Origin of the sequence: Streptomyces sp. HB132, from assembly GCF_016909575.1 — a bacterium.
Taxonomy (GTDB): Bacteria; Actinomycetota; Actinomycetes; order Streptomycetales; family Streptomycetaceae; genus Streptomyces.
Map to the genome: position 1 here is coordinate 187,333 of NZ_JAFBGA010000002.1, position 19,098 is coordinate 206,430.

At 68.1% G+C, this 19,098-nt stretch carries 8 protein-coding genes; 5 read left to right on the plus strand and 3 right to left on the minus strand.

Features of this window, described 5'->3' with window-relative positions; genetic code table 11:
• Nucleotides 1-30: 30 nt before the first annotated feature.
• Nucleotides 31-6,360 (minus strand): protein kinase domain-containing protein, encoded by a 6,330-nt coding sequence (locus JOC24_RS05165; RefSeq protein WP_205018915.1) that lies wholly within the window; start codon nt 6,358-6,360, stop codon nt 31-33.
• Between the two features lie 383 nt (nt 6,361-6,743).
• On the opposite strand from JOC24_RS05165, the gene JOC24_RS05170 reads away from it, so the two are divergent.
• The 5 genes from JOC24_RS05170 (at nt 6,744) to JOC24_RS05190 (ending at nt 16,137) form a co-directional block, all read left to right on the plus strand.
• Complete coding sequence (locus tag JOC24_RS05170; RefSeq protein ID WP_205018916.1) at nt 6,744-7,544, plus strand: hypothetical protein; 801 nt, start codon at nt 6,744-6,746, stop codon at nt 7,542-7,544.
• A 139-nt stretch (nt 7,545-7,683) separates the two neighbouring features.
• Nucleotides 7,684-9,309 (plus strand): TIGR02677 family protein, encoded by a 1,626-nt coding sequence (locus JOC24_RS05175; RefSeq protein WP_205018917.1) that lies wholly within the window; start codon nt 7,684-7,686, stop codon nt 9,307-9,309.
• Nucleotides 9,306-10,640 (plus strand): TIGR02678 family protein, encoded by a 1,335-nt coding sequence (locus JOC24_RS05180; RefSeq protein ID WP_205018918.1) that lies wholly within the window; start codon nt 9,306-9,308, stop codon nt 10,638-10,640. The genes JOC24_RS05175 and JOC24_RS05180 overlap by 4 nt, the downstream gene beginning before the upstream one ends.
• Nucleotides 10,637-14,878 carry a TIGR02680 family protein gene (locus JOC24_RS05185; RefSeq protein WP_205018919.1) on the plus strand — a complete coding sequence of 1,414 codons (4,242 nt, stop codon included), beginning with the start codon at nt 10,637-10,639 and terminating at the stop codon, nt 14,876-14,878. Before JOC24_RS05180 ends, JOC24_RS05185 begins: the two co-directional genes overlap by 4 nt.
• Nucleotides 14,875-16,137, plus strand: coding sequence for a TIGR02679 family protein (locus JOC24_RS05190; RefSeq protein WP_205018920.1), 1,263 nt, complete (start codon nt 14,875-14,877; stop codon nt 16,135-16,137). Before JOC24_RS05185 ends, JOC24_RS05190 begins: the two co-directional genes overlap by 4 nt.
• Nucleotides 16,138-16,173: 36 nt before the next feature.
• On the opposite strand, the gene JOC24_RS05195 is transcribed toward JOC24_RS05190, so the two are convergent.
• Both JOC24_RS05195 and JOC24_RS05200 read right to left on the minus strand, forming a co-directional pair.
• The gene (locus JOC24_RS05195) at nt 16,174-16,656 is read right to left on the minus strand and encodes an ASCH domain-containing protein (RefSeq protein ID WP_307792632.1); all 483 of its coding nucleotides are present in this window, start codon (nt 16,654-16,656) and stop codon (nt 16,174-16,176) included.
• Nucleotides 16,653-18,710: a GNAT family N-acetyltransferase gene (locus JOC24_RS05200; RefSeq protein WP_205018921.1), complete on the minus strand. Its 2,058-nt coding sequence runs from the start codon at nt 18,708-18,710 to the stop codon at nt 16,653-16,655. The genes JOC24_RS05195 and JOC24_RS05200 overlap by 4 nt, the downstream gene beginning before the upstream one ends.
• Between the last annotated feature and the right edge of the window lie 388 nt (nt 18,711-19,098).

Genomic DNA, 19,098 nt, shown 5'->3' on the forward strand with positions numbered 1-19,098 from the left:
CCGGACGGGGCGGACAGTTCGGGCGTGCCGTCATGAGGACGGGCCGAAGCCGAAGTAGGGGGCGTGCTCGGCGGCGATGGCTTCCCAGTCGCCGCCCTCCGGGAAACGGATGACGTCCCACCGGGCGAGAAACAGCCGGTCCTCGGCGTCCTCGTCCCGCCCCGCGTCGTCCTCGCCGCCCACGAAGACGGCGAGGTTGACCCCGGGCATCCGGTAGACGAAGTCGGGTCGGGCGTCGGCCTCGGAAACCGTGATCCCCGCCTCGTCGGGCAGTCGGAGGCCGCGCTCCCTGAGCCAGTTCAGGAACTCCGCCTCGACCGATGTGACCGGACTGGTCTCACCGGTGCCGGAGGCGGGAGTATAGACGGGGGCGGAGACGGGTGTGGACGCTGCCATGAGCCTCAGGTGCTGTTCCGTGGTGGTCTCGCCGCGCTTCTCGCTCGTCGCCTCGGCGGAGGCGAGCCGCAGCAGCACGTCGGTGACATCGTGGCGGTTGATCACGCCGTGGTGGAGCTGGTTGCCGTAGGTCAGCAGGCACTCGTAGCAGCCACGGGCACACGGCCGATCGGGGTGCGGACCCTTGTCGTCCCCGCCGTGCTCGTCGAAATGGCAGATGGCCAGCGCCTGCAGGGCAGCCTTGGCCAGCGCCCCCGGTTCGGCCTGGAGGCGGCGCAGGACGCCCGCACCGCCCTCGGCGGCCTCGGTGAACAGCAGCCGGTCCCGCGGGCCGTCGGCTGGCGGCAGCAGCTCGCTGGTCAGTTCGGAGTCCTCCAGCTCGAAGGCCGTCTCGATGCCGCGTTCCAGGGCGTACATGAGCGTCAGGGCGACCGGTTCCGGCAGCGGCTCGTCGAGGGTGACGACGAGAATGTTGCGGCGGTCTTCAACGAAGGGGATGACTCGTTTCTTGCGGCGCTTGTCCTTGCCGTCCGCGTCGACGACGGGCATCTCGCTGGAGTCGCCGGAGGCGTCGGAAGCATCCCGCTCGTTCATCCATCGCCCGTCGGCGGGGTCGAGCCAGTAGCCGGGCGGCTCGTTGTCCTTGGCGCGCAGCCTGCCGACGTTGGTGATGCGGACGGTGGCGGAGTCACCGTAGGTGAGCGTGGCGAGCGGACCGGTGGAGTCCGCGACTCGGGCGTCCTGCCGCCCCTGGCGCGTACCGTGCCGCCGGAAGCGGTAGGACGTCTCCAGCCGGTAGCCGGCCCGGCGGCGCTCCTCCTCGTCCGAGGAGATGCGCTCCCGGCGCTGGGTGTAGACGGTGTGCAGGTGGAGCAGACCGTAGGTGGGCGCGCCCAGCGGCTTATCGCACATCTCGCACTTGTCCCGGCGCTGCTCGGGTTCGTCGAGGTAGCCGCAGTGGGCGCAGCGGCGGGCCTCGCTGGTAGAGATGTCTCCGGAGGAGTCGGGCGGCAGCTGGATGCGGGTCACCTGGTAGCGGGCGCCCTCGTGGTAGATGAGCGCGCCGGGGCCGAACTCGCGGATCGCGAGGAAGCGGGGCCGCTGGAGGTAGTCGCCGTCGCCGTGACGTCCGCCCCGGGTGGGAATGAAGGCGGCGAGCGGCAGCCGAGGGAAGGAGTAGCCGGGCAGGAAGCCCTCGGACGCCAGGTAGCGGTAGGGGTTGAAGTCGGACAGGACGGAGCGGTTGTCCGGGCTCTCGTTCTTGAGCAGGTTGAGCTGGGTCTCGGCCTGCGTGCGGCGGCGGAACGCCTGTCGGCGGTCTCCCTCGGTCAGGGTGTGGTCAAGGACCCGCTTGTTCTGGACGTACTGGTCGACGAGGGCCGACCGGTACAGGTCGCGCCAGCGATCGAAGGCCCGATCGAAATTGCGCGGCGCCTTGCGCACGGCATCCTCGATCCACCGCTCGTCCCACCAGGTGGTCGCCCCGAACTGGGGCAGCAGCGGGCCGAGGATGCGCCGGGCGGCGTCCACCGTGCGGGTCTGCGCGCTGGGCTCGTGGGAGGCGTCCCGGATCACGTCGAGCAGAGCGAGCCCAGGAGCCGGGCTGCCGGAGTTCTCGCCGTTGGCGATGTCGAGGACCTGAGGAATCGCCCGGCCCAGCGTGAGCCCGGCCTCGGCGAGCCAGATGCCCTGGAGGTGTGAGCGGACCAGGTCCTCGTTGGCCAGGTCCAGGCGCGGCGGAGCGACGGCGCCAGCGACCATGCGGTCCGAGCGGCGGAAGTAGTACTGGTCGTGGCTGTTGCCGGTGGCACAGTACGTAGTGACGAGGGCGGGCTGGCCGCTGCGCCCGGCACGGCCGCTGCGCTGGGCGTAGTTGGCCGGAGTGGGAGGGACGTTGCGCATCATGACGGCGTTGAGCGAGGAGATGTCAACGCCGAGCTCCATCGTCGGGGAGCAGTAGAGCAGTTTGAGTTCGGCCTTACTGAAGGCTTCCTCGCGCTTCTGTCGATCCTCGGGGTCGACCTGGGCGGTGTGCTCGCGGGCGAACAGGCCGGACAGGCCGTCGGCCGTCTCACGGTAGAGCTGACGGAAGAAGGCGTTGACGCGCGGGCCGTCGCCACTGGCGTACGTACGGGTGAGGGGATCATGGGCACCGGTTTCGCCCGTGCCGGCCCGCCAGATGATGGAGGCGGCCGACACCCGGTAGCCGGTGGCGGTCGTCGACGGCTTGCGGAAGCGCCCGGCCCCCTGCGGGGCCACGGACACTTCGGTCACGAGGCCGGCGTTTCTGAGGACCTTCAGCAGATCCTCGATGACCGTCTGGAGATCGGCGGGGTCCATCTTCTTGTCGAACCCACGGTGCGTGCGACGCAGATATTTCCCGTATTTGCCACGCGCGGACAGGAACAGTCCCGCGCGGTCCATCCCGGGCCTGGACGGCTGGGGGTAGGCGGTGGCCACCTTGGGGCTATCGCTCTTGGAGAGCCTCCAGGGGTCCACGAGCCGCTCCTCGCTGGCGCTTTGGAGCGAGTCGAAATCGTCACGAAAGTACTGCACGTCGATGGCGAGCGACCGGCGCATCTCGTCGAGCAGCGCTTTCATGATCTCGGCACGCAGAGAGGCGTCGGCCTCGCGCAGCGACGGATGCACCTGCTCCCAGCGATCCTGGCGCTCGGCGACCCACTGGAGGTCGGCGTAATCGATCTCCAGCAGTCCTGTCTGCTCCAGGTTCGGCATGGTGACGCGCCAGCCGCGCTCCAGGTCGAGATAGAGGCGAAAGGCGATCACGTCCCGCAGGGTCCTGGCCGCAGCAGCGGCCAGACGCGGGGGCAGGTCGTCCTCGCCCGTGTACACGAAGGGGTCCAGGGCAAGAGCATTGGCGACCCGGGAAGTCAGGTCCTCGTGCTGAATGCCTTCCGGGCCTGCGTCCACTGCGGCCCGATACAGCGCGCCGCGCAATTCGGTGACCTGGACGAAGTCGTTGAAGTGGCCGGCTTGGAGAGAGGCGTCCTGCCGGTTGTCGACGAACGTAAGGAGCTTGCGTGCCGCCTTGGGAAGCGCCGCTTCCGGCACGCTGTCCAGCGAACGAACGACGGAGGCGGAGATCAGCGAGGTCGCGGAGGAGCGGCCTTCCTGGTCCAGGGTAGCCAGCTTGGCGAAATCCTTGCCGCGGGTCTGCTCGTAAGAGACGGAGCAGTGCAGGCAGAAGAGGAACGGGGCGGGGATGAACGCCGCGTGCAGCTCGCCCTTGGACTCGTTGCCGTACGGATCAACGGTAATCGCCCGCGGCATCCGGTCCCGGTAGGACTTCTTGACGACCTCCTGCTCCCTGTCGTCGATCTCCAACCAGGACTCCGGCAGCCTCCGGTCCGCGATGGCCTCTTCTGGGGTGCGGGGCCAAGGGTTGGTGTGCGGGTAGCGGTCCGTGTCGACGTAGAGGTAGCCGTCGCCGGCGCGGCCCCCGGTAGCGGCAGTGTCGCGGCGCGGTTCGTAGCGGATCTCACCGTCCTTCTCCGTACGCCACACGGTCAAGTACTCCTGACCGCACTCGCGACAGAAGGCGAGCGGCATCAGGACGTGCCCGTCGGTCCCGGGCCGGACCCGCTGATAGTCGCGGGTGGGGTAGCGGTCGGCCTTGCTCTCCAGGGTTACGTAGACGGTGTCGCCCTTGGACAGGAACTGATGCAGCCGGAAGGCGAACAGAGGACGTTCGGTGACAGGGTGGTACGCCTGCGAGCCCGCTTCCAGCGTGTCCCGGAGGGCGTCCGCGCACCGGTCCTCCGCCACCCCGCTCTGCCCTGCGAGTTCGGCGGCGGCCTCCTCGATCTTCCGCGGCTTCTGGCGCACCAACTGCCCCGTGGCATCGTCGGTGCCGAGGCCGAAGTACGTCTCGATCCAGCGCGCGAGAGGGTCAGTGACGAGGTCGGCGTAGGCGCTCGGGGCAACGGTTCCTGTAAGTCGCTCGGCGGGGACCACGGTCGGAGTCTCGCCGATGGCGCGAACCAGCGTCTCGCCGATGATGTGCTCGGGCCCGACCTTCGTGCCGAAGAGCTTGGTCGCCATGTCGGCCACCACGGTCTTCTGCCTTTCCAGGCTGCCTTCGGTGGACATCGTCGCGGAGGTGCCGATGCACTGCACGTCGTCGGCGCGACAGGCGTCACGCACCCGGCGAATTAGCAGCGCCACGTCCGCACCCTGCCGGCCGCGGTAGGTGTGCAGTTCGTCGAAGACGAGGAAGCGCAGGCCCTCGGCCATGGCCACGAGGCTGTCGCGGTCGTCGGGCCGGGTGAGCATCAGTTCCAGCATCACGTAGTTGGTGAGCAGGATGTCTGGCGGATTCTTGCGGATCTTCCTGCGGGTCTCGTCGTCCTCCTGGCCCGTGTAACGGGCGAAGGTGACCGGCTCGTTGCCCACGCCATAACCGTTGCGAAGATACTTCTCCAGCTCCTTGAGCTGGCTGTTGGCGAGGGCGTTCATCGGGTAGACGATGATGGCCCGCACCCGCTTGGGTGCGTCGGGCCCGGCCTGCTGCCGCTCCTTGAGCACCCGGTCGACAATCGGGACCATGTAGGCGAGGGACTTGCCGGAGCCCGTGCCGGTGGTCAGGACGTAGGAGACGCCGGCTGCAGCCGCGTCGATCGCCGCGCGCTGGTGACGGTGCAGGGTGAGGGAGCGGCCGTCGCACACGGTGGAGTGTTCGGACTTCCCCGCCTGGAAGATCTTCGCGCACTCGTCGTGCAGGACCTTCTGCGCGGCGAGTTCCGCGACCGTTCCGGCGGAGGCGAAGAAGGGGTTGAGCGACAGCCAGGGGTTGGGCCACTGCGACTTGTCGTCGAGGTCCTTCTTCACGAAGTCCTTGATGCGCTCGTCGCGAATCACGGTGCCGCCCTCGGTGAACGAGCGGTAGTCCTTGATGAGCTGCTCGTGCACACCGAAGACATCCATGCCGGAGCCAGTCAGGGAACGCTTCGCGGGCTCCGGTGCCGTCGGCTCGTAAAGCCGCGGCTCGGTGACCGAGGCGGCCTCGTTGGCAGGCCGCAGCAGCCACTTCACCGGGTCGAAGTCCTGCCAGACAGGAAGAGCGCTGCCCTCCGCCACAAGAGGAAGCAGCGCATCCCGGACGGCGACCGCGTCGGCCGGGCGATCGGCGGGGTTCTTCGCAAGGAGGCGGTCTACAAGGCGGGCCAGCGCCTCCGACACATCCGAACGGAGCAGACGCACCGGCGTCGGCTCCTGATTGACGTGCTTGTCGCGGAAATCGAAGGCGGTGTTGCCCATGAAGGGCGGGTTCCCCAGGAGCATCTCGTGCAGCATGCACCCAAGGGCGTACAGATCGGCGGCCTGGGTGACGAGGCTGCCCTCGAACTGTTCCGGCGCCATGTAGCGGGCAGTGCCGACCGTCACTCCCGTGCTGGTCAGCTTGGTGCCGTCGGGGTCGTCGACAATCCGGCCGATACCGAAGTCGAGGACTTTGACGGCGCCACCGCGGGTGAGCATCACGTTGCGGGGCTTGAGGTCCCGATGGACCACGCCGGCAGCGTGAGCGGCGGCCAGAGCGTCGGCCATCTGTGCACCGATGGCGGCGACCCAGGGCACCGGAAGCTGCCCTTCCTCCGACACGAGATCGGCGAGTGGATGCCCGTCCAGGAATTCCATGACCAGGAAGGGAAGGTCGCCGTTGGTCTCGTCCACCCCGCCGTCGATCGTGCGGGGCAGGTTGGGGTGGCTCAGCAGATGCATGATGCGCACCTCGCGCGCGAACCGCTCCACCGCCTGCGGGTCGGTGCGGGTCTCCACCAGCGTGCCCGAGCGGCGGCGGCGGATGAGCTTGAGGGCGACGACGCGGCCAGGAGAGTCCTCAGCCTCATCCAGGTCCTCGGCACGGTGAACCTCACCCATGTTTCCCGAGTCGACGTAACTCAGCAGGCGGAACCGCCCTGCGACCGTCTCTGAACCTTCACTCATGCTGCTGCCTCCCCGTGCGGCCCCGCCGAGGGGGCACGCGGTTTCCCCATGCGGCGGGCGTGCTCATCGTGACAGACGGGAACACCCACAGGGGGACCGTACACGAGAATCACAGCGTAAACAATCATTGTTGCGTTAACGTCGTCAACGCACTAAGCCCATCCCGGCTCCACCATCCCACCCCATACGACCACGGGCGCAAAGTGATACGGGCGCAGACCAGCAAGATCCCCTGCCCCACACATGTGTCGCGGTATACGGGAGGGGCCGACGCAGCGGCACCGGGGCAACCGCCTCCGTGACCGAATGACGATGGACCGCGCGACCTTCGTAGTTAGTGTGCTCGCGAAGACAGATCATGGCAGCCGGAACGGGGAGACGAAATGGGCAATCTGGCCAAAGCCGTGGCGGAACTTGAGGAAAAGGTCGAGGCCGTCCGCGAGCTGCGAAAGATCGTGGAACGACTCGACACCGAGATCGCTACCCGCATGGAAGAGATCGAGGCCATCGGTACTGAGCTCCTCGACCTCCATGGCGATCTTGACAACCAGATCGCCGAGTACGACTACATGGCCGTCGAGCAGTCCGTCGCGTCCGTGGCACGGCTGGTGGACGTCGAAACAGTCCTTCCGGCGATAGACGCCGTACTGCTCCTCACCGCCCTGCGCGACGACGAGCCCATACCCGATCTCAGCCTGCCCCTGTCATCGTTCGACGAGGATGATTGCTGGGATCATCCTCGGCTCACGCAGGAGGACCTAGACCGCGCGTTCAAGGCCGCGCTGGCACGGGCGGATCAGCGGTGGGAAGAGATCTGGGGTGACCACTCTTGGGAGGTACTGGACGAACGGGACTCCCAACGGGCTGAGGACCACGCCGATGCCGAGCAGGAAGCAATCAAGGACAGGGCTGGCCGAGCCGGGGCTCATGTCATGGAACTCATCGACTACATCGGTGACACGCTGTGGCCCGACCTCGTGGAGGCAGTGGAATCCGGCGCCCGCGAGCGCGCGGTCCGGGCGCTGGCAGCCGCGTGCGCTGCAGCACGGGAAGCCGAGCCTGCCTACAAGCTGTACGAGGTCAACCTGTCGGTCCAGTACGAGTCGTCGCCAGCCTCGCTCGGTGCCATGGGTGAGCTTCTGGGCAACTTCGAGACATGGTTGACGTCGCCCAAGGCCGAGTGAAGGGTGCAGGTCTCGCCTGCCTCCGCATTTCGCGCTGAAGCGTTGGCGATCGGGGTCAGGGTCGTCACCTCCGCATGTACGGGGAGCATTTCGAGCTATGTCCCAACGGCAGTCGAATGCTCCACGTAGCCTCGCAGACATGGAGGCACCCGCACCCGGAGCACCGCCGGAACCCGGCGACGACGAGACGCGCAGGCGGCTGGACGCGTACGCCTACCTGAGCGCGCCAGAGCGGCTGGAGCACATCGCGATTATGCGGGTCTTTTGCGGGACGCTCCTGGCGGACCTGGCCGGCCCCGACGTCATGGCGAAGCTGCGCGAGTCCAGCGGACCAGGTGCGCGGCTCGACGCCGACACCCTCACGGCCCGGCTCGAACAGCTGGAGAAGTGGGGCAACCTGCTGCGCGGCAGCCACACGGTGAAGGCGTCCAGCATCACCGAGTACCAGCGTTCACGTGCGCGCTACCAGCTGTCGAGGCTCGGCGAACGCATCCAGCGGGACGCCGACGGGGTGGTGGCCGAGGCCGACGCCGCCCGTGAAGTGAGCAATGAGCTGCTGGCCCTGGTCGAGCGCGGGCTCCGGGAGCTCGCCGAGCTGGTGTCCGAGCCGGGCGGTATCGCCCCACAGGACGGGCTGGAGCGGGTCAGCACGCTGTTCGTGCAGTTCGCCGAGTTCGCTGAGTCCATCCGGGACTTCTACGCCTACCTCGGCCAGGTGCTCGCCCGGTACGACCTGAACAGCGCCGAGTACCAGGGCTTCAAGGAACTGCTCCTGGACTACGTCGAGGCGATCACGGAAGACGTGGCCTTCCGAGCGCCCCGGATCTCGGCGGCACTGGACACGCTATGGCCACATCTTCCGCCCCTGTTGGAACGACTGGACGCCCACGCCCAGGGCCTCGCCGGGCTTACCCCGCAGGGCGAAGGCCACTCGGAGAATCGAGTACAGCGCAGCCGGGGGCGCGAGCTCGCGGACTGGGAGGGGCTGCGCGGCTGGTTCAGTGACACCGCCGGCCAGGGCAGCCAGGTCGATCAACTGCGGGACGCCACCCTGCGGGCGCTCCAGTCGCTGCTGGCCAACGCCAAGCGAATGCTGCGCTCGGCCACCGGGGAGATGTCGCGGCGCCGGGACCTGCTGCGGCTGGCCCGGTGGTTCGACGAGGCCGCACCGCAGGATGCGCACGACATCGCCGTCGCCGCCTTCGGGCTGTACGGTGCCCGCCACCTGGGGATTCCGCCCTCCACCGATGAGGTGGTGCCTGCCTACACCAGCTGGTGGACCGGTCCGGTGGTCGAGGTCCCGGTCGCGCTGCGCGAGAGGGGCAGCCGCGCGCAGCGAGGCCGGACGTCCTCGGTGGAGGACCACTCCGCGCAGAAAGAGCGCCTCCGGGTGGCAGCGCGTGAGCGGGCGGCAGGCCGGAAGGCGGCGGCGGACGAACTGCGCAGCGCCTCGGGCCGTTTCGATGACGTACGGCTCACCTCAGCGGCGCTGAACCTGCTCCTGGAGCTGCTGGCCACGGCGCTCGGGAACGCTCAGCTCAAACGGCGCGCCAGTGCGGCCGGGGAGCGGGCATCGTGGTTCGGCCTGGACGCGGCATGGAGCGAGGACGCCGATCTGGCCATCTGGCTCACCGTGCACCGGACCGCGGGCGCCCGGACGCTCCTCCACTCGGCCGACGGGGACCTGCTCCTGGACGACCTGGAGCTGGTCATCGGCCGGACCTCGGCCACCGCCGACGATGAGGCGGAGGTGAACGTGTCATGACCCTCCCCTCCGCCCACGACGTGGACCTGGCAGCCGAACGCCGCACCGCTGCTCGATTGCTGCTTGCCCATCCGCTGGTCACATCGGACGGCCCGCACGCCGATCTCTTCCCGCTGGTACGCAGACACGCCGACTGGCTGGGCAAGCGGTTCCAACAGGTACTCGGCTACCGCCTTCTGGTCGACAGCTCCTACGCCCGACTGTTCAAGGCCGGGCTGGGAGCACGGGCGGGACATCGGCTTGTGCGGTCCACCGGCACTCCCTTCACCCCACACACGTACTCCTGCCTCGCGCTGGCTCTATCCGTGCTGGTAACCGCGCCCGAACAGATGCTGCTGTCTCAGCTGGTCGCCGACATCCGGGCCGCCGCGGCCGATGCGGACGTCGAGCTGGAGGAGACGGGCCGGGCAGCCGGAAAACGGACCCTGGCCGCGGCTCTGCGCCAGCTGGTCGAGTGGGGTGTACTCATCGAGACGGAGGGCCACGTAGCTGCCATCACACAGGAAGCCGGCGGGGAGGCTTTGATCACGGTGGACCGTGAGCTCGCACGCGTCGTCGTGGCCGGACCGCTCGCCCAATCCCGGGACGGCGCCGACCTGGTCCGGCAAGCGGCGGACCCTGGCTTCGGAGGACCTCGTACCTACGTGCGCCGGATGCTCGTCGAGACACCCGTCGTCCATCTCGACGAACTGACCGACGCCGAGCGGGACTGGCTTCGCACCCGCCAGCGCCGGGAAGCACAGGCGTTCATCGAACTCCTCGGTCTGGAAACTGAGATCCGCGCCGAGGGCGTGGCGCTGGTCGACCCAGAAGAAGAGCTGACCGATCTCCATCTTCCCGGCACGGGTACCGTCGCCCAGGCCGCATTGCTGCTGGTGGAACGGCTCGCTGAACGCCTCCGCCCATCCGATCCCGGACATCCGGCGACCGGCGGCGTCCTGGTCGTCGGAGTTGCCGTTCCGGACGGTCTGGTGAATGAGCTGCTGGTTGAGCTGGTCGCCGAGTACGGAAGCCGTAGCAACTGGCAGCGCGGCTACCTGGAAGATCTCCACGCTCTGCGGGAAGCCGTGCTGGACCTGCTGTCCCGCATGCGGCTGCTGACCCCTGTCGGTCCGCTGCGGGCCGAGGGGGACGGGCTGCCGGAGGGGTACGCCGAAGAGCTGCCGGAAGGCCGCCAGGTGACCGACGTCCGCGGAGCCCGGCCCGCTGGCGAGGGCTGGGTACTGCTCGCCGCGGCGGCCCGCTATGCCACCCGCGTCACCGTGCGCCCGGCCAGCCCGACCGGATCGGCCTTCCAAGTTACCGATGTGCAGCAGGAGTTGCCGCTATGACCACCAGCGCACAGGGCCTCATCCCGCTGCCCCGATCTCGCTCGTCGACGACGACAGCAGGTACCCGCTTCCGGCTGCACCGCGCGGGTATCCAGAACGTCTGGCAGTACGACGAGCAGGAGTTCGCCTTCGGTGACGGGCGGCTGCTGCTGCGCGGCAAGAACGGCGCGGGGAAGTCCAAGGCCCTGGAGATGCTGCTCCCGTACCTGCTGGACGGCGACTCCCGAGCGCTGGACGCGACCGGTACCGGGCGGACGACGCTCGCCTGGCTGATGCTGGACGGGTTCGAGCAGACCAACCGCCTCGGCTATCTGTGGGTGGAGTTCCGAGGTACGGACGAGGGCGGCGACCACCGCTATCTGACGCTCGGTGCCGCCGTCCGTGCCTCGAAGTCGACGCAGAAGGCGGTGGCGACCTTCTTCATCACCCCCCTGCGGGTAGGTGAGGACCTGCGCCTGGTCGAAGCGGGCAAGCCGCTTCCCGTCGACCAGCTCAAAGAGATCGTCGGTTCCGACAACGCGACCGACCGCGCGGTCGGCCACCGTGCTCGCGTGGCCCGGGACCTCTTCGGAATCACTGACACGACGCGCTACCGAAATCTGACCCAGCTCCTCCACCGGCTGCGACGTCCCACGGTCGGGGACCGCATTGAGCACGGGGGCCTGGCCGTTCTGCTGAGCGAGACCCTGCCGGGGCTCGACGAGGAAGTGGTCGAGAAGGTGGCACGCAACCTTCACGACTTGGACGCCGTACGGGACGAACTCGGCCGCCTGGAACGTACCGACACGGCACTACGCACGTTCCTCGCCGACTACCGCCGCTACCTCGCCGGAGTCCTGCGCGCATCGGCCCGGGACGTGAGCAGGGAACTGGACGTCCTATCCCAGCGACGCCGAACGGCCGGAGACGCAGCTCAGCGAACGGGCGACCTGAAGATGCGGGAGGAGGAGTCGGAAGCGGGGCTGGAAACTCTCCGCGAGGAAGAACAGACCGCCCGGACAGAACTTGCGGCTTTGCACGCCAGCCATGCCTACCGCAGCCTGCGCGAACTGTCGGAACGCCGCGCCACGGTGGAAGCCCTGCACACCACGGCCACGACCGCCTTCACCGCCCTGCGTAACACGCACGAGGCGGAAGAAGGTGCGGCGGAACGAATGGCCGAGGGTGTCGAAGACCTGGGAAGTCGGCTCACCGAACTGGGCACCGAACATCGGGAGCTGCTGTCCCAGGCGGAGAAGGCAGGGCTCCCCGCCGGACATCTCGGCGACGCGGTGGCTCTGCCGCGCACGGACCGCTCCCAGGCGACGCAGACGGAGCTGACCAGCCCGGACGGGGAACCGCAGACCGTACGACACCGGCCAGTGGTTCACGTGGACACGGTCACGACAGAGGCAGGGCTGGGATCCTGGCAGGGACAACTGGAGAATGCCGAAGCAGTCGTACGGAACCGGACACGGACTGTCCAGGAAGTGACCCGTCTCTCCTCGCAAGCCGACGAGGCTCGGACCAAGGCAGCGCAGGCCGACACAGAGCGGGAGCGGCTGGAGGGAGAGGCGGAGGAGGCCGCCGGCCGTCTCGAAGAGGGCCGCGAGAAGGTCGCCGAGGAGAGCCGTGGGTACGCCGGCGAGGTCGCCTCGTGGGTAGAGCGCACGCGGGCCGCGACGGGGCCCGCCTGTCCACCGCTGGATGCCGTCCTCGCCGAAGCCGTCAGTGAGACCTCCTCCGACGCGCCGTTCGCGGAGCGCACGCTGCCGCCCGACATTGACAGCCGCGCTCGGCAGACGGCTCATGCGGCCCTGGAACCATACGCCGATGACCTCAACCGGCACCGCGATGCTCTGGCGCTCGGCGTCGGCCGGCTCAATGAGGAGATCGACCGCCTGAGGAAGGAGAGGCAGGAATGGGAGCGGCGTCCGGACCCCGAGCCTCCGGCCCCGTACCACCGCACCGCCGAAAGGAATCCGACCGGTGGAGCGCCCTTCTACCGGTTGGTGGACTTCACGGAGCACGTGACCTCCGCCGACCGGGCCGGTCTGGAGGCGGCTCTGGAGGCGAGCGGCATCCTCGACGCCTGGGTCAGCGCGGACGGGGCTCTTCTCGACCCCCTCACCCGGGACACGCTCCTCCAGCCCGGCCCTGAGCTGCTGGGAGCACAAACTCTCGCGTCGGCCCTACGCTCGGTTCCGCAGCCAGAGTGCGGCATCACGTCCGAGCACGTGCAGCGCTTGCTGGCCGCCATCGCACTCGTACCCGCCTCGGAGAGTGCCGCTGCCAGCGCGGTCCACTTCGACGGAAGCTGGCGGCTGGGGGCCCTGCGCGGCCGACACCACAAGAGTGTCGCCGAGTACGTGGGGGCCGCCGTACGCGCCGAAACCCGACGGCGGGCCCTCGCCGAGCTAATGGACCGGCTCACGCAGACGGAACAGCGGCTGACCGACGCCCGTACCGAACTGGCGGCAGCCGATTCCATGCGGCGGGCCCTCACCCGCACGGAACGGGACTTCCCCCGAGCTCAGCAGCTCTCCGACGCCTGGAGCAGGACCGCTTCGGACGAAAGGGCGCTGCGGGACCTGACCGCCAAGGCAACCCGTGCGGCACGGCTAGCCGAAGACGCCCGCGCTCTCGCGGTGTCGGCACGCACCGAGGCGGACGCCACCGCGACCGCCCATGACCTTCCTACCGACGCCACAGCCCTGGACCGCGTACGCACTGCACTGGCGGCCCTGCTCAGCGGTATCGGTCACTTGCGCAGAGCAGTCACCGGCACGGTCGGGCGGCTCGGCGGAAGCCAGGCGGACGATGGGCGGTACGAACGCGCCCGAGAAGGCCGCCTGGAGGCGGAGGGAAACTACCGGCTTCGCCTCCACCAACTGCGCACCGCACAACAGGATCTGCGGACCCGCGAGGCGGCCGTCGGATCATCCGAGGAGGAGATCCTCGCCCGCGAGCAGGACTCCAAGCAACGCATCGCGAACACCGCCAACGCCATCCCGGCGGCAGAGCGCACACACAGCGAACTCCGCGATTTGCGCGTGCGCGCGGAAGAGGAGGAGAAGCGCCTGCGCGAGGACCTGGCGGACCAAGAGACGACCGTCATCGACACCGGCCGCGCCCTCCGCGAGGCTCTCGACCGTCCGGAGGTCATCAACGGAGCGGGGCTGGAACGGTCCTCTCTGCCCGACCACGTCTCGGACAACCCCGGTTCAGACGCCCGCGACCGCCTGCGCGCGCTGCGCTCACTGGCCGACGCGGTGGAGCAGGCCCTCAGCCGTTCGAGGGGAGAGGTGTCGGACAACACCCTGCTCAACCGGCACACCGAGCTGCGCGACCAGCTGGCGGGCGGATACGACGCACAGCTTGAGGAGCGCGACGGCATCAAGGTGTGCCGCCTGCTCGACGACCACGGTTCGCACGACGTCGCGCTCGTGGGCGAGCGGATGGCCGTACAGTCCGCAGAGGCGAGGGGGCGGCTCACCGAGCGCGAGAGCGAGGTGTTCCAGCGGTTCCTGACCGGCGAGCTCGGCGATCACCTCTCCGAGCAGGTCATCACCGCAGCCAATCTGGTCGCGGCTCTCAACGACACCCTGAAGACCGTACGGACCTCGCACGGTCTCGGCGTGGAGCTCCTATGGAAGCTCGACGAGGACGTGGACGCTGACGTGCGGGCGGCCGTGGAACTTCTGCGCAGCCCATCGAGCCTCCGAACGCGCGAGCAGACCGAGCAGCTGCGCGAGGTACTGCAACGCCGTATCGAGGACGCCCGCCTTGCCGACCCATCGGCCGGCTACACAGCCCACCTGCGGACCGCGCTGGACTACCGCGCGTGGTTCCGTTTCCACACCTTCGTGGTCGAGGACGCCGCCCCAGGGCGCAGAAGGAAACTGACCGGCCGCACCGGCCTGAGTCAGGGAGAGCAGCGCGTGCTCTCATACCTCGTGCTCTTCGCAGCCGCTGCCGCGCACTTCACCAGCCTCGCCGAATCGGCCCCGCACGCGCCTCGGCTGATTCTCTTGGACGATGCCTTCGCCAAAGTCGACGAACCCACCCATGGGCGGCTGGGCCGCATCCTGGTCGACCTCGATCTCGACTTCGTCCTCACGAGTGAACGTCTGATGGGCAACTGGACTGAGGTCCCGTCCTTGCACATCTACGAGTGCCTCCGCGACCCCCACGTGCGCGGGGTGGCCACGTTGCACTACACCTGGAACGGGCGGCACCGGCGTCTGGCATCGGTATGAGCGGGCTCCTGGCCGCCACACGCGACTGGCTGGCTGGGCCAGGTCTCGCCCGGCTCTGGGGTGCGGTACGCAAACGTCTGGAAGGCAACGGCGTGCAGTCCACCGGCTCCGTCCGGCTGACCGCGGTGAGCGCCCAGGAACGGAACGACCTGTCACTCCTGCTAGGCAAACCGCTCACGGGCACAGCCGTGACCGTGCGGCTCGACGCGCTCGACGAACGCCTGCGCACCTCGGCCGCGGGGCTCGGGCTCAGGGAGGTTCTCCAGGAACTCGGCCCTCCGCTCACCGACCGCCGCGCGGCTCGCGAGGACGGCGCGGCACAGCGCCGGCACGTGTGGTCGTCGCTCACCTCGTCTCTCGACGCCTCTCCGCTCGCCGGGCAGGCTTGGACTCGGCAGTGGTCCGATGTGCTGCGCCGCACTGGCGTTCCGAGAGGGGTGACGCCCGAAGCGACAGTGCGGACGCTTCAGCAGGCGGTCCAAGTACTCACTGTGTTGTTCGATCCGAAGCGCACCGGTACGCGAGGCCGAGGCGAGCTCGCCGCGACGGCGACCGGTTCGGCGCACGGCCTGGACGACGGCACCTGGCTCGCCCGCCTCGTCCAACGCGGCATCGCGCTGGCCCATGACACAGAACTCCCTGGCAACGCAGCCGGCCGACGCGCATTGTGGCGGCTGGTCTCCGTCACACCGGACGAGGTCTCCAGCACGGTGCTGACCTACGGCCTACGCCCCCTCGGCGAGAGCTGGCGTGCGAGGTCACTGCGAGAGCGGGCCGCCCATAACGCCGAGACCCACCTGACACCGCGCGATCTGCTCGACATGCAGCTCCAGCTGACCGCCGGAACCGTCGTTCACATCTGCGAGAATCCGCGCGTGGTGGAAGCCGCAGCCGACGCGGCCTGCGCCAAGCCTCTGGTCTGCACCTCCGGCAGCGCCGCCACGGTGGTCATTACACTCCTCGACGCCCTGGCTGCCTCCGGTTGCCGTTTCGCCTACCACGGCGACTTCGACTGGCCAGGCATCACGCTGGCCAACCGGATCATCCGCCGCTACGAAGCGCTGCCGTGGCGCCTGGGCGCCGAGGACTACGAACGCCTCGCCGCAGCCAGCCAGGCGGAGGGGGTCCCTCAACTACCTCTCGGCGGGAGCCCGGTAGATGCGGACTGGGACCCGGGCCTCGCTCCTGCCATGAATGCCCTCGGAGTCGCGCTTCATGAGGAGGCCACCCTCGACCTGCTGGTAGAGGACCTGGCCTAGCCCGAGCGCCGGACAGTGTGGTAAGCGTTGCAACCCTCAGGCCGAAACGACATCGCTCAGCACACTGCGCAGGACCTCATCGTCACCGGTCTGCGCCGCTTCGGCCAACTGCCGCAGATCGTCCCGCTTCAGGTACCGGTAACTCTGCGGCGGGTGGAAAGGGCCAGCGGCCCTGAGGGCGCTCAACGGCACCGGTTCTTGGAACGTCACAGGGCCCTCCAGAGTGAGACCGCTGGCCTGTGCCGCACCGCTCATGTAGGCGTCGTACTCGCGCCTGCTGATGCCAGCGCGGGTACGACTGGCCGACCACACATCTCGAGGCGAAGCGACCTGCACCGAGGCAATGCTGGCCATTCCCACGATGGCCATCGTCGGCGCTGTCGCATAGAGGAGCACGCGGGTGCCGGGGGGTGCCGCGACGCGCTGCCGCCGCACCTCCACCGTCTTGCTGCCGGCCAGGATCGCCGAAGCGAACCGAGGGTGGACGGACAGCAGCATTGCACGCTCCGGATCGCTCACGTCTTTCGATGCCCCTCTTCGTAGACCGCCTGGAAAAGCGCGTTGCTGATCTTGGATAGCGAGTACAGCGGCAACGGTAGCCCCAGACCCGTTGCCAACGCCTTGAAACGTCCGAGCGACACCGGCGCGGGGAAGAGTTCAGTGTCCGAGAATCTCAACGCCATCGCTTTGCCATAGGGTTCGGCCACCGCGCGGACTTGCTCACGACCATATACGCCCAGATGTTCGAATCGCGAGAAGAGGGTGTCCGGCTCGTCGATCACCACCTCGTCCAGGCGCGAACACCCGATAGCCATCTGCCCCTGCTGCCCCGGCTCGCCCCTGCTCACGTACCAGAGAAGGCGGGCAGGGACTCTTTCGCTCCGGTGGCCTGGCGAGCGGTAGTAGACATGCTCGCGGCTGATGCCGAGCACCTCGTCGCGTGGCATCAGCATGGTCGGAAAATCGAACAGGTCGGCGGACCATCGTGGCTCAATGGGCACGCTGAACGACGGCAGCTCGGAGTCGATGATCTTCGCAGGCCACCAGGCCCGCTCAGCAATGCTTGCTACTTCAGCGGGGAGTCCGGCATGTAGCTCGGGTGCGGCAAGCCCCAAGCGCTCCCCGATCCCGATTGCTGCACCAGACACGTCAGCGGCAGACCCACAGACATCCACGAGCAGTGCGATGAGGTCGCCTGATTGATCGGTGAAACCGTCCGCACCGGCCGCTGCCCGAGCTACGGGCGAGAGAAAGGGATCCGTGATCCGGATGACCTGAGCCCTGCGATCACGCCCCAAGCGTTTGAGCATCAGGAGCAGTTGCCGGGCGAGGGACTCCTCAAGCGAATGCGTCGCGGTGCGAAGCAACGAGACGTTCAGGGTTCGCCCGTCCAAGGCCCAGACGTACAGGGCGACCGGGTGCCCCTCGCCATCCCTCAGCAGTTCCCGCCGCCAAAGGATCTGATCGTTGACAAAGCCCTTGAGCCGCGCTTCGAAGGCCGATCCGTTGTCACTGTCCGCTTGGTCGAAGAAGGCGACCAGTTCTCCCTCTCCGCCCGGCGTCACCTCGCCTGCCGAGAACGGTGTGCCCAAGAGGTCCTTGGGCCGGTAGAGCTGCGCCTGACGCAGCTCATCGACGTGGAGAGTCACCACGGAGGGAACGACTACCTTGACGCCAGCAACGGCCCAGGCGGTGTCGGACAGCCGAGCCAGCACCGGGTCGCGGGTCACCAGAATCTGAAGCCCGGCGCAGGACGTCTCGGCCACGTATTTCAGCCTGCTCTGCATCTTTGCGTCAATCGGTAGTTCTGGCAGATCCTTCTCGACCGCTTCCAGAAGTTCCTTGTGGCGAGCAGCCACGGCCTCCGGAACGGGGGTGATCTGCCGCAGACCTGGCAAACCAGCGCGCTGATGTTGCCGCGCGGTTCGATCGGTGACATCTCGCACGTCGTGAAGCAACTGTGGTGTGAACGCGAGCTCAATCAGATCGGCAAGCCATCCGGCTTCAAGAGCACGTGATTCCTCGATATCGGACGCGGTGCCACTACCTCGAAGGCCGGCAAAAACGCTGTGGTCTACAGTCACCACCGCCAGGGCGTCGCTCTGGACGTCCGCGAACAAGTCCTGGTGCCCCAAGTCAAGCCACCAAGTGTCCAGGGTCTCCTGGTCTCTGCCGCGCCCCAGCCCCTCGCCAAGGGGTACAAAGCCCAGGCTGGTCCACATCCCGCTGAGTTCGTAGTCACGCCGGCACCTGGCCCTGATCCCCAGCCGCTCCGGGTGCCGCTCGCAGATGGTCTGAATCAGTGAGCGGGCGATGCCCTTGCTTCGGTGTTCCTCGGGCACGCAGAGATGCGCAAGGCGCACATGGGTGCTGCGCTTCGGCAGCCCGAACAGTGCATACCCGACGACCTCGTTCCCTTCCACAGCAACGAGAAGACCGCCATCCTCGGCAGCCGCTCGATAGGCGGGTGGCGTGAGCAGCCCCAGCCACTTGGTGTATCGGTCCCCCAGGGCCACAACCGCGCCAAGCAGATCGGTTTGCTCACCGGACACCGGCAGCACCGTGATCGCCATCGACTCCCCCTCCGTGTCGGCCCTACCGAATGTGGCCGATCACTAGCCCAGTGCATACCCACGCAACCGGGCTTGGGTAGACCCTTTTTGATCTTTTTCATAGTTGGCTACCCCTTGACTGTCCCGCTTGAATTCCACCGTTCCGTCCTGGAACGAGGCTGTGGCCGACTCCAACTCAGGAGCAGGGACACCAAAGCCACTAGGCACCAGTCCCCCTTGTTGGACGCCATCATGTTCGGACGTGCGGTCGCTCCACCCGGCCCCACTGAACCCTCCCGCCAGACAAACCCAGGCAGTCACTTTGAGTATCCGTACGGATGCTTTAAGTGCTCGACAGGCGGCATGATCGCTCCCGTGCGCCACAAACGGAGAGGAGCCGGAGTGAAGC